General features: G+C 73.0%; 9 protein-coding genes. 5 read left to right on the top strand and 4 right to left on the bottom strand.

The genetic code is table 11. The features are described from left to right. Positions 1 to 261 precede the first annotated feature (261 nt). The 4 genes from ABD652_RS05225 to ABD652_RS05210 all read left to right on the top strand — a co-directional run bounded on the left by ABD652_RS05225 (position 262) and on the right by ABD652_RS05210 (position 5958). On the top strand, positions 262 to 1992 hold the full coding sequence (locus ABD652_RS05225; protein ID WP_344718885.1) for a gamma-glutamyltransferase: 1731 nt from the start codon (positions 262 to 264) through the stop codon (positions 1990 to 1992). A gap of 5 nt (positions 1993 to 1997) precedes the next feature. Next, positions 1998 to 3176 (top strand): DUF418 domain-containing protein, encoded by a 1179-nt coding sequence (locus ABD652_RS05220; protein WP_344718883.1) that lies wholly within the window; start codon positions 1998 to 2000, stop codon positions 3174 to 3176. A gap of 147 nt (positions 3177 to 3323) precedes the next feature. Then, positions 3324 to 4415, top strand: a complete 1092-nt coding sequence (locus tag ABD652_RS05215; RefSeq protein ID WP_344718881.1) for a LacI family DNA-binding transcriptional regulator — start codon at positions 3324 to 3326, stop codon at positions 4413 to 4415. Between the two features lie 151 nt (positions 4416 to 4566). Next, positions 4567 to 5958: an alkaline phosphatase gene (locus tag ABD652_RS05210; RefSeq protein ID WP_344718879.1), complete on the top strand. Its 1392-nt coding sequence runs from the start codon at positions 4567 to 4569 to the stop codon at positions 5956 to 5958. A 148-nt stretch (positions 5959 to 6106) separates the two neighbouring features. Here ABD652_RS05210 and ABD652_RS05205 read toward each other — a convergent pair whose 3' ends face one another. Genes ABD652_RS05205 through ABD652_RS05190 form a run of 4 tightly spaced genes read right to left on the bottom strand, consistent with a single transcriptional unit; the run spans position 6107 to position 12532 of the window. Then, on the bottom strand, positions 6107 to 9241 hold the full coding sequence (locus ABD652_RS05205) for a glycoside hydrolase family 2 TIM barrel-domain containing protein (protein WP_344718877.1): 3135 nt from the start codon (positions 9239 to 9241) through the stop codon (positions 6107 to 6109). Beyond that, positions 9238 to 10191 carry a carbohydrate ABC transporter permease gene (locus ABD652_RS05200; RefSeq protein ID WP_344718875.1) on the bottom strand — a complete coding sequence of 318 codons (954 nt, stop codon included), beginning with the start codon at positions 10189 to 10191 and terminating at the stop codon, positions 9238 to 9240. The genes ABD652_RS05205 and ABD652_RS05200 overlap by 4 nt, the downstream gene beginning before the upstream one ends. Next, positions 10191 to 11174 (bottom strand): carbohydrate ABC transporter permease, encoded by a 984-nt coding sequence (locus tag ABD652_RS05195; protein WP_344718873.1) that lies wholly within the window; start codon positions 11172 to 11174, stop codon positions 10191 to 10193. The genes ABD652_RS05200 and ABD652_RS05195 overlap by 1 nt, the downstream gene beginning before the upstream one ends. Next, positions 11171 to 12532 carry an extracellular solute-binding protein gene (locus ABD652_RS05190; protein ID WP_344718871.1) on the bottom strand — a complete coding sequence of 454 codons (1362 nt, stop codon included), beginning with the start codon at positions 12530 to 12532 and terminating at the stop codon, positions 11171 to 11173. The genes ABD652_RS05195 and ABD652_RS05190 overlap by 4 nt, the downstream gene beginning before the upstream one ends. 232 nt (positions 12533 to 12764) lie before the next feature. On the opposite strand from ABD652_RS05190, the gene ABD652_RS05185 reads away from it, so the two are divergent. Further along, entirely contained in the window at positions 12765 to 13625 is an 861-nt protein-coding gene (locus ABD652_RS05185; RefSeq protein ID WP_344718869.1) for a nitrilase-related carbon-nitrogen hydrolase, read from the top strand. The last annotated feature ends 2 nt before the right edge of the window (positions 13626 to 13627 follow it).

Raw genomic sequence — 13627 nt, 5'->3', positions numbered from 1 at the left:
GGGCAGCCCTCGGGGCCCGTCCGCCGCAGTTCCTCAGAGGTCCCTGGGAGCCCGCTCTGCACTCCGGGACACCGGGGCGTCGCTCTGAGCTCCCGCAGGACTGATGTGACATAGTGCGACTCACCAGGACTGCCCCGCCCAGCCTGCCGGTGGTCGGAGCCCGGCTCCGATCAGGACTGTCACCCCACGACCCGCCTTCAGGCACGCTCGAGAGGCCCCATGCACCTCCCCTCCCGCAGCACGACCGTCGGCCTGACGGCCATGGCACTGATGCTGACCTCGTGCTCCACGCCCGATCCGCGCTCCTCCGAGGCTCCCGCGCAGAGCGGCACGGCCTCCCCGTCCGAGACCTCCGGAGCCGGCACCGCCGCTCCCTCGGGCAGCCCGTCGTCGGAGAGCAGCGCCTCGGCGTCGGAGACGACGGAGACCCCCACGACGACGCCGGGCTCCCCGCAGCTCGAGGAGATGGCGGTGGCGGCGGCGCATCCCGAGGCCGTCGACGCCGGCATGGAGATCCTGCAGGACGGCGGCAGCGCCGTCGACGCCGCCGTGGCCGCAGCCTTCGCGGTGGCGGTCGTGGAGCCCTACGCCTCCGGGATCGGCGGCGGCGGCTCGACGATCCTGGCCGGCCACGGAGACGACCCCGTCAGCTACGACTACCGCGAAGTCGTGGCCGAGGACGGAGAGATCCCGGAGTCCGGCACCGGCGTCCCCGGCTTCGTCGCCGGCCTGGCCCGCATCCATGACGAGCACGGCGACATGGCCTGGCAGGACCTCCTCGACCCGGCCGTCGAACTGGCCGACGAGGGCTTCCCGGTCTCGGACTTCCTGGCGCTGCGCCTCCGCTCCGACGCCGGACCCGCCTCGATCGAGGGCCTCGACCATTTCCACGGCTCCTCGGGCGACCCGCTGGCCGCCGGAGATCGCCTCGTGCAGGAGGACCTCGCCGAGACGATGAGGACGCTGGCCCAGGACGGCCCGGAGTCGTTCTACTCCGGCGGCCTGACTGAGGAGCTGACCTCGGTGGACGGGCTGGACGCCGAGACGCTGACCGCCTATGCCCCGACGCGGACGGATCCTGTCGGCGGCCCCGTCGGCGAGCACACTCTGCTCTCGGCCGCTCCCCCGCTGCCCGGCGCGGCCCTGATCCAGCAGATGCAGATCGCCGAATCGCTGGGCATCGCCGATCACGCCCCGGACAGCGCCGGCCACGTGGACCGGCTCACCCGGGCGTGGACCACCGCCGACGAGTCGGTGGATCAGCTGTTCGGCGACCCCGACGTCGTCGACGTCCCGACCGACCGGCTCACCGATCCCGAGCGGAACGCCGCGCTCGCCGAGGAGATGGACCCGGCCGGCATGACGTCCCCGACCACGCAGACAGACCCCTCCTCGGCCGTCACTGCGGGGAACACCACCCATCTGACCGTCGTGGACGGGGACGGTGCCACCGTCTCGATGACCAACACGCTGACGAGCTTCTGGGGCGGCGGCGAGTCGGAGTACGTGGACGGCTACTTCCTGAACAATCAGCTCTCCCGCTTCGCCACGCAGGACTCCGACGCCAACCAGCCCGCGGCCGGCCGCCAGTCGGTGAGCTGGTCGGCGCCCAGCATGGTCCTCGACGACGACGGACGTCCGGTGCTCGGCCTCGGCAGCCCGGGCGGGCATCAGATCCCCAACATCCTGACCAGCGTTCTGGCGTCCTGGGGGCTGCGGGGAACGTCGCTCCAGGAGGCGGTGGACGCGCCCCGACACCACCTCGAGGAGGGCGTGCTGGCCGTCGAGGAGGAGCCCTCCGACGCGGTGGAGACGCTGATCTCCGAGCGGAACTGGGACCTGTGGGTCACCGAACGGGAGGAGGCGATCTTCGGCTCCGTGCAGGCGCTGGAGATCGACCACGAGACCGGCCGGATCTCCGGGGCGGAGGACTCTCGGCGGGAAGGCGGCTTCGCCGTCGCCGACGTCGGCTCCGCGACGGGGACGGGATGAGGGCCATGGCCGTCGCTCGCCGTCCCGCCGGCCCTGCCGAGCCCGCCGACGACGGCGGCCGACGTTCCCGCCGCCGCACGGACCGCACCGGCGGCCCGGCCCGCGCCGGTCGGCCGGCATCCCGCCCGCGCGCCGGCGGACGACTGCACGGCCTCGACGTCGCCCGCTCGCTCGCGATCGTCGGGATGGTCGCCGTCAACGTGGGACCGCGCGGAGCCGAGGGCCTCCTCGGCACCCTCCACGATCTCCCGCTGGGGCGCGCCTCGCTGCTGTTCATGCTCCTCGCCGGCATCGGCATGTCGCTGATGACCCGGACCGTGCGGCGACCGCGCCGCGCCCCGCTGCCGTGGGCGACGATCCTGTGGCGCGCCGCGCTGCTGCTCGTCGGCGGGCTGGCCCTGCAGCTGGCCGCCCACGAGGCCAGCGTCATCCTGCCGGTCTACGGCATCCTGTTCCTCGCCAGCCTGCCGCTGCTGCGCGCCCCCGCCTGGCTGCTCGGCGCTCTGGCCGCCGCCCTGCTGGCTCTGGGGCCGCTCCTCTGGCTGGCACTGCGGAGCGGCGCCGACGCGTTCGCCGTCGCGGAACCGACGCTGCTGGATCCTCCGGACGAGATCCTGCGAGGGATCCTCGTCACGGGGTCCTATCCCCTGGTGGTGTGGGCCGCGCCCTTCGTCGCGGGCCTGCTGCTCGGACGCCTGGACCTGCGCAGCCCGACCCTCCAGCGACAGCTGGTCCTGTGGGGCGCAGTGACGGCGGTGGCCGCGTACTCCCTCTCCCGGCTCCTGATCCTGCTCCTCGGGGAGCCGGACCGCAGCGTGGGGGTGCACCGGCTGATCTCGGCGACGGCGCACTCCCAGATGCCACTCTGGCTGATCTCCAGCACCGGGGCCGCGCTCTTCGTGCTGGGCCTGTGCCTGATGGGCGAGTCGTTCGCCGCCCGGCGCCTCTCGGCGCTGGTCGCGGCCGGACGGCTCTCGCTGACCCTCTACGTCGGCCATCTGGTCGCCCTGGCGCTGGTCGTCCGTCCGGGGCCCGATTCGCTGGCCGGAGGCATCCTGACCACTGTCGTGATCTGCCTGGTCTCAGTGGCCTTCGCCTGGCTCTGGACCCGGCGCTTCTCCGCCGGACCGCTGGAACGGCTGCTGCGCCTGCCCCGCCGGGGCGCCCGGCGAGCGGCGAGCTGAGCAGCCCCACCCCAGGGATGACTCGGCGGGACGTGTGGGAATGCGTCGGCGTTCCCACACTTTCCGCCGAGTCATCCCCGCCGCAGCCCGTCCCGTAGGCTGGTGACCGGTCACCCCCGCCGACACCCCCTCCCCGAGGTCTCCGCCATGGCATCCGAGTCGTCCCCGCCCGCCGGACCGTCGAACCCCGCGACGCCGCGCCGTCGCCCGACGATCCGCGAGGTCGCCCGGCGCGCCGGCGTCTCCCACCAGACCGTCTCCCGCCACCTGAAGGGGGACACGACGGTGAACGAGCAGCTCGCCGCGACGATCCAGGACGCGATCGAAGCCCTGGACTACCGGCCGAACCTCGTCGCGCGGGCGATGCGCAACCACCGCACCGGCCGTCTGGCGGTGCTGCTGCCGCCGGGCAGCGCGATCAGCTCGCTGGAGATCCTCTCCGGAGCCAAGGAGATCGCCGACGCCGGCGAGTACGTCCTGGAGGTCGTCACCGTCAGCGGCTCGGCCGAGATGCGCGACCGGCGCGCCCTGGAGCTGCGCGACTCGCGGCTCTTCGAGGGCGTGCTGGCGCTGACCTCGCTGAGTGACCTGCCCCAGCCCGACGACGCGCGGGTTCCGCTGGTGACCATGCCCCTCTACGACGAGGCGATGCGCGGCATCGGGGCGCTGGCCTCGGCCGGCCCCGAGCACGAGATCATCTCCCGGCTGGCCGGGATGGGCCACCGCCGCTTCCTGCACCTGGCGGGCAACTATGCCCACGCCGGTGCGGTGCGACGCCGCGACATGTACCTGCAGACCATCGAGGAGCTGGACCTGGAGTCCGCCGGCGTGGTCGACTGCGGCTGGGACGGCGACGCGGCGCGCCGGGCTGTGGTCGACCTCCCCGCCGACAGCGGGATCACCGCGATCATCGCCGCCAACGACATCCTCGCCACCGCGGCGGTCAGCGGGGCGATCCGTCGCGGCTGGAACGTCCCGGAGGAGCTGAGCATCACCGGCTGGGACGACACCCGCGTCGCGGCGGTGACCACGCCGTCGATGACCACTGTCGCGGTCCACCACGCGGAGCTCGGCCGGCGGCTGATGCGTCACCTGCTCGACGTCGTCGCCTCGCGGCGCCGCGGCGCCGACGACGCCTCGGACCCGGCGCCGTCGCCGCTGGAGGACGACTGGCGCCTGGCCGAGGTCATCTGGCGCGAGTCCACGGGCCCGGCGCCGCAGACTCCGCCCGCACGATGAGCTCCGCAGACCCGGGCGCGGTGCCGGCGTGCCCGCGCCCATTCCTGGACATCGCCTCTCAGCTTCCAGTTCATCGGCTGGTCGTCACCTGTCAAGACCCGATCCCTAGAGTGTCCGGACGGCTGCAACGCCCCTATCGATGAGGAGCAACATGTCGCACTCGCACTCCCGCCTCCGGCGTCGCGCCGGCCTGGCCGCCGTCGTCACCGTCGGTCTCGCCGGGCTGACCGCCTGCTCGCCGTCCGACGGCTCCACCGACGACGCGGACGAGGCCTCAGCACCGAAGAACGTGATCTACATGATCGGCGACGGGATGGGATACAACCACCTCTCGGCGACGAACCTCTACGAGAGCGGTCAGACGCGGTACCAGCTCGACGGCGAGGCCGATCCGGAGACGCTCGAGGAGCAGCCCGGCGACGCGGTCCAGACCTATGAGGAGTGGGACCACTACGCGCTGAGCACCTTCCCCGCCGGCGGCGAGTACGACCCCGAGGCCGCCTGGTCCAGCCACGACTGGGTGCAGTCGGGCGCCACCGACTCCGCCGCCGCCGGCACGGCGATGGCCACCGGGGAGAAGACCGAGAACGGCGTGCTGGGTCTGGACGCGGACGGCGAGAGCGTGGAGAACCTCTCCGAGCGCGCCGTCGCCACCGGCCGCTCGGCCGGCGTGGTCAGCTCGGTGCCCTTCAGCCACGCCACCCCGGCCGCCTGGGCGGCCCACGACGAGTCGCGGGAGAACTACCACGCGATCGCCTCGGAGATGATCGACTCCGACCTGGACGTCATCTTCGGCGCCGGCCACCCGCACTACGACGACGACAGCCAGCAGGTCGACGACGCCGACTACTCCTACATCTCCGAGGAGGACTACCAGCGGCTCAGCGAGGGCGAGACTGACTTCACCTTCACCGACGAGGACGCCGACTTCAGCGCCTACGCCGACGGCGAGGACGTTCCCGAGCGCGCCTTCGGCCTGGCCCGGGCGGCGTCGACGCTGCAGCAGGCCCGCTCCGCCGAGGGCGATCAGCCCTATGCGGCGGAGGCGAACGACGTCGTCGACCTGACGACGATGTCCGAGGCCGCGCTGAACGTCCTCGGGCAGAACGAGGAGGGCTTCCACCTGATGGTCGAGGGCGGCGCCATCGACTGGGCCGGCCACGCCAACGAGACCGGCCGGGACATCGAGGAGACGCAGAGCTTCAACGACGCCGTGGACGCCGTCGTCGACTGGGTCGAGGCCGAATCCTCCTGGGAGGAGACGATGGTCGTCGTCACCGCCGACCACGAGACCGGCTACCTGGCCGGCTCGGAGGACGACCCCGGCTTCAGCCCGATGACCGGCGAGGCCGACCAGATGCCGGACGCCGCCTGGTACTCCGAGGACCACACCAACCAGGTGGTGCCCTTCTTCGTCCGCGGCGCCGGGGCCGAGACCTTCGGCGAGGAGGTCGTCGGCACCGATCCGGTGCGCGGCGACTACCTGGACAACACCGTCGTCGCCGACGTGCTGATGGACGACCTCTGGGCCACGGAGGGCTGACCCCGCCCGACGGCCCGCTCCACGGCCCGCCCGGGACGCGATGAGTCCGTGGGACGTGTGGGAATGGCGCCGCATTCCCACACGTGCCACGGAGTCACCGCAGGGCGCGGCGTCGCCGCAGGGCACGGAGCCACCGCAGGGCGCGGGCTCAGAGGGCGCGGAACCGCAGCCGCAGCGTCCGCGCCTGGGGCCGCAGCCGCGCCGTCGGCCACACGTCCGGCCCGCAGGCCCGCGAGCCCAGCCCGTGCTGGGCCGCATCCAGGACGAGATGCGTCGCCGACGACGCCGGCAGCTCGTGCGGGTGGTCGGCGGCGGCGATCTCGTCGGCGGTGTGCCGCGCCAGGGTGAAACCGGGCCGCCGCCCGGCGGCGTCGGGCTCGGCGACGATCTGCAGCCACGGCGCCCCGCCGCGGCGCAGCACCAGCTCGCGCAGCCCGGGACGGTGCCCGGACTCCTGCGGGCGGGCGTAGTCGACGGTCAGCTCCTCGATCCCGGTGGAGAACCGCCCGAGGCGCACTGAGCGCATCGTGTCCGGATAGGCGTCGTGCGGGCCGAGGCCGAACCACTCGGCGCCGTCGACGTCGCCGGGCAGCTGCAGGTGCACCCCCAGCCGCGGCCAGACGTCGTCCCAGCCGGCCTCCGGCACCAGAGTCACCTCGCAGACGGCCTCGACGACGCCGTCGGCCGCCCGCTCGGCGGTCCAGGTCTCGGCGACGTCGAGTCCGGTGCGGGCCTGCGCCGCCGAGACCCGCCGCCGGACGGTGCGCCGCATCGCGTCGACGTCGACGGAGACCACCCGGCGCGTCAGCCGGTCGAGTCCGGCCGCCCGCCAGCGGTCGGCCGAGGACTCTGCCGGCTGCTGCGCGGCGACGACGTCGCGCGGGTCTCCCCAGCCGTCGTTGGGCGTGGCGTCGCCCTCGTCGTTGTCCGTCGGCGCGCGCCAGAGCTCCGCCTGCGGACCGGCGACGGCAACGCCGGCCAGTGCGGCCAGCGCCGGTCCGGCGAAGGCCGCCGGCGCCTCGGCCAGCGCGGCGGCGCGCGGCGCCGTCGTCGCCCGGGCGGCTCCCGACGGAATCGGCAGCTCCCACTGCCCCCGGGCGACGACGTGACCGGCCGGCGCCCAGGGGCTCGGCTCGGCCAGCACCGCCTCCATGCTCAGGTGCAGCTCGCCGGCTGAGTCCGTGCCGCGCCCACCCGGCTCCGCGTGGCGCCGCAGCGCATCCCGCGCCGCGGGCAGCTCGATCCGCGCCGCTCCCCCGGCGGGGATCGGGGCGCCGTCGGCGTCGACCAGTGCGACCTCGCCGTCGGCGGCCGGACGCCCCTCGGCCAGCAGCGTCCAGCGCAGCCGCAGATCGGCGGTGTCGGCGACGAATCGCCGCGAGCGCACGACGACTGCGCAGGAATCGTCGGCGGGCTCCAGCAGCAGCGGCTGCTCGACGACGGCGAACTCGGCCAGCCCGGGGGTGGGGGTGTCGTCGGAGAGCACCATGCCGTCCATGACGAAGTTCCCGTCGTGGACGACCTCGCCGAAGTCCCCGCCATAGCCGAAGTACTCGACGCCGTCGGCGGAGAGCGTGCGCAGGCCGTGGTCGCGCCACTCCCAGATGAAGCCGCCGTGCAGGTTCCGGTGCGCGTCGGTCAGCTGTCGATACTGGTCCAGCGCCCCGGGCCCGTTGCCCATCGCGTGGCCGTACTCGCACATCAGGAACGGCTTGGCCCGCTGCCGCGTCCCGGCGGCGAGGTCGCAGCCCAGCAGCGGGGTGAGATCCTGCGGGTCCGCGATCGCCTCGAGCTCCCTCAGGTGCGGGTACATCCGGGAGTACACGTCGGTGTAGTCGCCGGTGTAGTCCCCCTCGTAGTGCACCGGTCGGCTCGGGTCGCGGCGGCGGACCCACTCCGCCGAGGCCGCGAGGTTCTGCCCGGTCCCGGCCTCGTTGCCCAGCGACCAGAGCACGATCGAGGGGTGGTTCTTGTCCCGCTCGACGGCACGGCGGATCCGGTCCAGATACGCCGCGCGCCAGCGGGCGTCGTCGCTGGGATTGCCGGTCCAGTCGGCGGTGTGGAACCCGTGGGTCTCCAGGTCGCCCTCGAGGATGACCCAGAGGCCGAGCTCGTCGGCGAGGTCCAGCAGCCGCGGATGCGGCGGATAGTGGCTGGTGCGGATCGCATTGACGTTGTGCCGCTTCATCCGGGCCAGATCCTCGCGGGCGTGGGCCTCGTCGAAGACGCGCCCGCGGTCGGGGTGGGTCTCGTGCCGGTTCATCCCGGAGAAGGTGATCTGCCGGCCGTTGACCAGCAGCCGGTCGCCGTCGATCGTCACGCGGCGGAAGCCGATCGGCAGGGTCAGCGTCTCGGCCGCGGAGCTCACCGTCGCCTCATGGAGCACCGGCTGCTCGGCCGACCAGGGCGTCACCGCGCCGACGTCGAGGCCGGCCGCCGCGTCGTCGCGGAGCTGATCGGCCGACTCCCAGGTCCGGTCGACGTCGAGGGCGGGGATCCGCAGCCGCACCGGGAAGGCCTCGTCCGCCGCGTCGACCTCCGGATGCAGGATCCCGACGCCGGCCTGCGGGTCGTAGTCGGCATGCAGCCAGACGTCGTCGAGGCCGCCGGCCGGCCGGTGCAGCAGCGCGACCTCGCGGAAGATCCCGGGCAGCCACCACTGGTCCTGGTCCTCCAGGTAGCTGGCCGCCGAGTACTGCACCACGCGCACCGCCAGCGTGTTCTGCCCGGCGACGACGGCGTCGGTGACGTCGAACTCGTGGGCCAGCCGCGAGCCGCTCGCCGCCCCGATCCGGCGGCCGTTGACCCAGACGGTCAGGAAGGACTCGACGCCGTCGAAGCGCAGCAGCACCCGCCCGGACGCCAGCCAGTCCGCGGGAACCTCCATGCGGCGCCGGTGGTCGCCGGTCGGGTTCTCGTCGGGCACGTGCGGCGGATCGAGCGGGAAGGGGTACTGCACGTTCGTGTAGATCGGCCTCCCCCAGCTCGGGTCGGCGGCGCCGGCCGGTCCGGAGAGCCCGTCGGGGCCGTGCAGCACCCAGTGGCCGGGCACCGGCAGCTCGTCCCAGTCGACGTCGTCGTAGTCGGCGGCCGCGAAGGCCTCCGGCGCCTCCTCCCCGAGCACTCCGGGATCGCCGGGCGTGCCGGGGACCGCCGGCGAGGACCGGAAGCGCCAGGTGCCGGAGAGGTCCCGGCGCGCGGCGTCGGTCTGCTCGACCAGCCAGGAGCGCGGGGCGACCAGCGCACCGTCGGCCGGGTCGAAGGAGGTATGGCTCAGAGTCACTTCACAGCACCTTCCGTCAGGCCGCCGCGCCAGAAGCGCTGCAGCACGATCATCGCGAGGGCCAGCGGGATGACCGAGAGCAGCACCCCGCCGGTGGTCAGTTCGTAGAACTCGGGCAGCCGGTCGGTCTGGCTGCGCCAGGTGTTCAGCCCCAGGGTGATGGGGAAGAGCTGGTCGTCGGTGAGCATCACCAGCGGCAGGAAGTAGTTGTTCCAGATGCTGACCAGCTGGAAGAGGAACACGGTGACCAGCGCCGGGACCATGAGCCGCAGGCCGAGCACGTGGAAGATCCGGATCTCGCCGACGCCGTCGAGCCGGGCGGCCTCCACCAGCGAGCGGTCCACTGTCGCGTCGGCGTAGATCCGGCAGAGGAACAGCCCGAAGGGCGAGACGAGCGAGGGGATCAGCACGCTCCAGTAGGTGTTGACCAGCCCGAGCTGGCTGAACAGCAGGAACAGCGGCAGCGCCGTGGCCGTGCCGGGCACCAGCACGCCGCCGAGCACCAGCCCGAAGATCAGGTTCCGTCCGCGGAAGACGTAGGTGGAGAGCGCGTAGCCGGCCGCCGCGGCCAGATAGGTCGCGATCAGCGAGCCGACGCCGGCGTAGAGCACCGAATTGGCCAGCCAGCGCAGGAAGATCCCGGAGTCGTGGGCGAGCACCTGGGCGATGTTGTCGAACAGCGCGAAGTTCCCGGCGAAGAGGAACCCGTGGGTGCCGAAGAGGTCGTCGGTGGTCTTCGAGGCCGCGACCACGATCCAGTAGACCGGGACGAGGAAGTAGAGCGCGACGACGACGAGCACTCCGGTGACCAGGATGGTCCGGCCCCGGCGGCGCAGCGCGGCCGCGCCGGCTCCGGGCGAGGCGGGTCCGTCGGACCGGCCGGCCGCGGGATCGACGGCGGGCGCGGAGTCGCGCCGGTCGTCCTGGACTGCATCGGCGGCGGTGCTCATCATGACCTCCTGTTCGTCAGGCGCAGGAAGCTGAACGACAGCACGAAGGCGACCAGCGCGATCAGCACCGCCTGGGCGGCGGCGACGGTGTAGTCGTTGTAGGCGAAGGCCGTCGTGTAGGCCGAGAGGTTCGGGGTGTACTGCGAATCGATGGCCGGGGCCACCTGGGCGAGCAGCTGCGGCTCGGCGAAGAGCTGCAGCGTGCCGATGATCGAGAAGACCGTGGTCAGCATCAGCGCCGGACGGATCAGCGGCAGCTGGATCGTCGTCGCGATGCGCACCGGCCCGGCCCCGTCGACCCGGGCGGCCTCGTAGAGCTCGGCCGGGATGGCCTTCAGCTGCGCGATGATGATCAGCATGTTGTAGCCGGTGTAGGTCCAGGTGACGATGTTCGCGATGGACCACAGCACCGTCCCCGAGCCGAGGAAGTCGACCTCGACGCCGGTCGCCGAATGGACGACGTCGACGATCGGACTCAGTCCCGGCACGTAGAGGAAGGACCAGAGGATCGTCGCCAGCACCCCGGGGATGCCGTAGGGCATGAAGTACGCCGCGCGGAAGAAGCCCGGCCAGCGGGCCGCGGCGGATTCGAGCAGCAGCGCCAGGACCGTGGCCAGGGCGATCATCACCGGCACCTGGACGACGCCGAAGAGCAGCATGCGTCCGATGGAGGCGAGGAAGCTGCCGTCCTCCAGCGCCAGTCGGTAGTTCTCGAACCAGGCGAACGTGCTGGTCACCCCCTCCTCGCCGAAGAGTCCCCGCCGCTCGACGCGGGTGAAGCTCTGCCCGACCGCCATCAGGATCGGCAGCACGAAGGAGATCAGGAACACCAGCAGGAACGGGGTCACCAGCAGCCAGGGGGCGACGGCGGTGGCCGCCGGCCGACGACGCCGTCCGGGACTTCGCGCCGGGCTCCCCGCAGGACGCGGCGGGCCGCTCGTCGTGGTGGAGCTCGTCGTGGTGGAGCTCGTCGTCGTGCTCATCGCTCGGCCCTCCGGATCGCCAGCCCTTTCTCGCGGAAGACCTCCATGGTGTCCGCCTCCGCCTGGACGACGGCGTCGACCAGGGAGGTGCCGCCGGCCTTTCCGCGGAAGGCGTCGGCCAGCACGTTGAAGGTCTGCTGGGTGGTCGGCCACCACTGCCAGTCCGGGTTCTGCTGTTCGGCGGCCGGGGCGAAGATCTCGGTGTTGTAGGCCTGGCCGCCGAAGAACTCGCTGCCACCCTGCCGCGGCGCCCCGATGTGTCCGGGATTCGCCGACCAGCCGATGCCGCTGTGCTCGATCAGCCCGTCGATGCCGGCCGCGCTGGAGTTCAGCCACACGGCGAACTCCATGGCCTCACGCGGGTGGGCGCTGTTCGCCAGCACGGCCGTGGTGGATCCGCCCAGCTGGGCCGAGCCGTAGCCGGCGGGCCACTGCGGCAGCGGAGCCACCCGCCACTTCCCCTCGGCGTCGCTGACGCCCTCCAGCAGGGCGTCGCCCCAGGAGGCGCTCATCAGCGTGGCGATCCGGCCCTCGGCCGCCGCGGCGAACCAGCCGGGCGAGAAGGGCTGCAGCTGGGTGGAGACGATCTCCGCGTCGACGGCCGCGTCGAAGAAGCGGGCGACCTCCAGCGTGGACTCGCCGGCCATGTCGATGACCCAGCCGTCCTCCTCGGCGCTCAGCCAGACGGCGCCGGCCTGCATGGCGTGCGCGGCGAAGACCGAGGTGTCGGCCAGCGGGAAGGTGCCCATGAACCGGCCGGCGTCGCGGACCTCCGCGCCGATCTCGGCCCATTCCTGCCAGGTCTCCGGCGGAGCGGCGCCGACCTCCTCGAGGAGGTCGGGACGGTGATAGAGCGCCGTGGGCCCGGAGTCCTGCGGGACGCCGTAGACTCCTCCGGCGAAGCTGACCTGCCCCCAGAGCGTGGGATCGAAGCGGTCGGCGTAGTCGTCGATGCCGTATCGACTGAGGTCGATCACCCCGTCGACCAGCATGAATTCGGGGATGCTCCGCATCTCGACCTGCGCCAGGTCCGGACCGGAGCCGGCGGCGAGCGCGCTGTAGAGCTTCTGGTACCCGCCGTCGGGACCGCCGGGGATCCAGGAGATCTCGACCTGGACGCGGGGGTTCTCGGCATTCCACACGTCGGCGACGGTCTGCAGCTCCTTCAGCCAGGCCCAGTAGGTCAGCGTCACCGTCTCGTCGGGCCCGGCCGGCGGAATCGTCGGCTCGGTGTTCACCGACGAGGTGCCCGGCACCGTGCAGCCGGCGAGCGCGGCCGCTCCGGCGCCGACTCCCAGGCCCAGGCCGCCGCGGAGCAGACTGCGGCGGGTCATCGGCGGGCGACGGCGGGCCGTCATGGATGCGCTCCCCGCGGCGAGCCGATCGCTGCACTGGTCATCGACGCTCCTCCCGCCTGGCCAGGGCCTCATCGCCCGGCAACTCCCACAGAAACGAACAGGTGCGATCAACTATCAACGAGAGTCCTCATCGTGTCAAGAGTCACACTCGCGTCCTGTGCCATCGGCCGTCGCCCCGACGCACGACCGTCCCGGCGTTGCCCTCCGCCCGCCGGCGCGCCAGACTGACAGGATGCGCATCGCTCTGTTGCAGGCCGCCGCCGTCCCGCTCGACGTCGACCACGACCTGGCCGTGATCGACGCGGCCGCGGCCGACGCCGCCGCCCGCGGCGCCGAGCTGCTGCTCACCCCGGAGCTCTTCCCCGTCGGCTACGCCCCGGCGCGGATCCGCGCCGAGCTGACCGACGCGACGATCGACGACGCCGCCGTCCGCCTGGCGGCGATCGCCCGGCGCCACGGCATCGCCCTGGTGCACAGCCTCCCCTCGCCCGCCGACCCGCACCGCGGCATCACCGCGACGCTGGTCGACGCCGCGGGGACGGTCCGCGGCGTGCACACCAAGACGCACCTCTTCGGTCCGGCCGAGCAGGAGGCCTTCCGCCCCGGCGAGGCGCGGCCGCCGCTGGTCGAGCTCGGCGGCCTGACCCTGGGGCTGCTGATCTGCTACGAAGTCGAGTTCCCCGAGACGGTGCGGGATCTGGCCGTCCGCGGCGCCGACGTCGTGCTGGTCCCGACGGCGCTGGCGGGCTGCCCGACGGTGGCGCGCACCCTGGTGCCGGCGCGGGCCGTCGAGAACGGGATCACCGTCGCCTACGCCAATCACTGCGGCGTCGAGGACGGGCTGGTCTTCGACGGCGAGAGCGTCATCGTCGGCCCCGACGGCGCCCCGGCCCCACGACTGGAGGCCGGCCCCGAACCGGCGTCGTCCTCCGCAGAGGTCGCGCCGGCCCGCGCCGGCGGCGAGCCGGAGCTGCTCGTCGCCGAGGTCGGTCCCGCCCGCGGGCACTTCACCCCGGATCAGGACCCGGACGGCCCCTGGTACCTGCACGACCGCCGCCCCGCGCTCTACCGCCGCTGGGCGGAGGAGGGCTGACG

The sequence above is a fragment of the Nesterenkonia halobia genome (assembly GCF_039536005.1).
Taxonomy (GTDB): domain Bacteria; phylum Actinomycetota; class Actinomycetes; order Actinomycetales; family Micrococcaceae; genus Nesterenkonia; species Nesterenkonia halobia.
The sequence above is the reverse complement of the archived record's forward strand: the minus strand, read 5'-3'. Positions and strand labels throughout refer to the sequence as shown.

Coding starts and splice junctions, on each gene's coding strand:
- ABD652_RS05225 (WP_344718885.1), top strand. CDS start 262: ATGGCACTGATGCTGACCTCGTGCTCCACGCCCGATCCGCGCTCCTCC.
- ABD652_RS05220 (WP_344718883.1), top strand. CDS start 1,998: ATGGCCGTCGCTCGCCGTCCCGCCGGCCCTGCCGAGCCCGCCGACGAC.
- ABD652_RS05215 (WP_344718881.1), top strand. CDS start 3,324: ATGGCATCCGAGTCGTCCCCGCCCGCCGGACCGTCGAACCCCGCGACG.
- ABD652_RS05210 (WP_344718879.1), top strand. CDS start 4,567: ATGTCGCACTCGCACTCCCGCCTCCGGCGTCGCGCCGGCCTGGCCGCC.
- ABD652_RS05200 (WP_344718875.1), bottom strand. CDS start 10,191: ATGAGCACCGCCGCCGATGCAGTCCAGGACGACCGGCGCGACTCCGCG.
- ABD652_RS05195 (WP_344718873.1), bottom strand. CDS start 11,174: ATGAGCACGACGACGAGCTCCACCACGACGAGCTCCACCACGACGAGC.
- ABD652_RS05190 (WP_344718871.1), bottom strand. CDS start 12,532: ATGACGGCCCGCCGTCGCCCGCCGATGACCCGCCGCAGTCTGCTCCGC.
- ABD652_RS05185 (WP_344718869.1), top strand. CDS start 12,765: ATGCGCATCGCTCTGTTGCAGGCCGCCGCCGTCCCGCTCGACGTCGAC.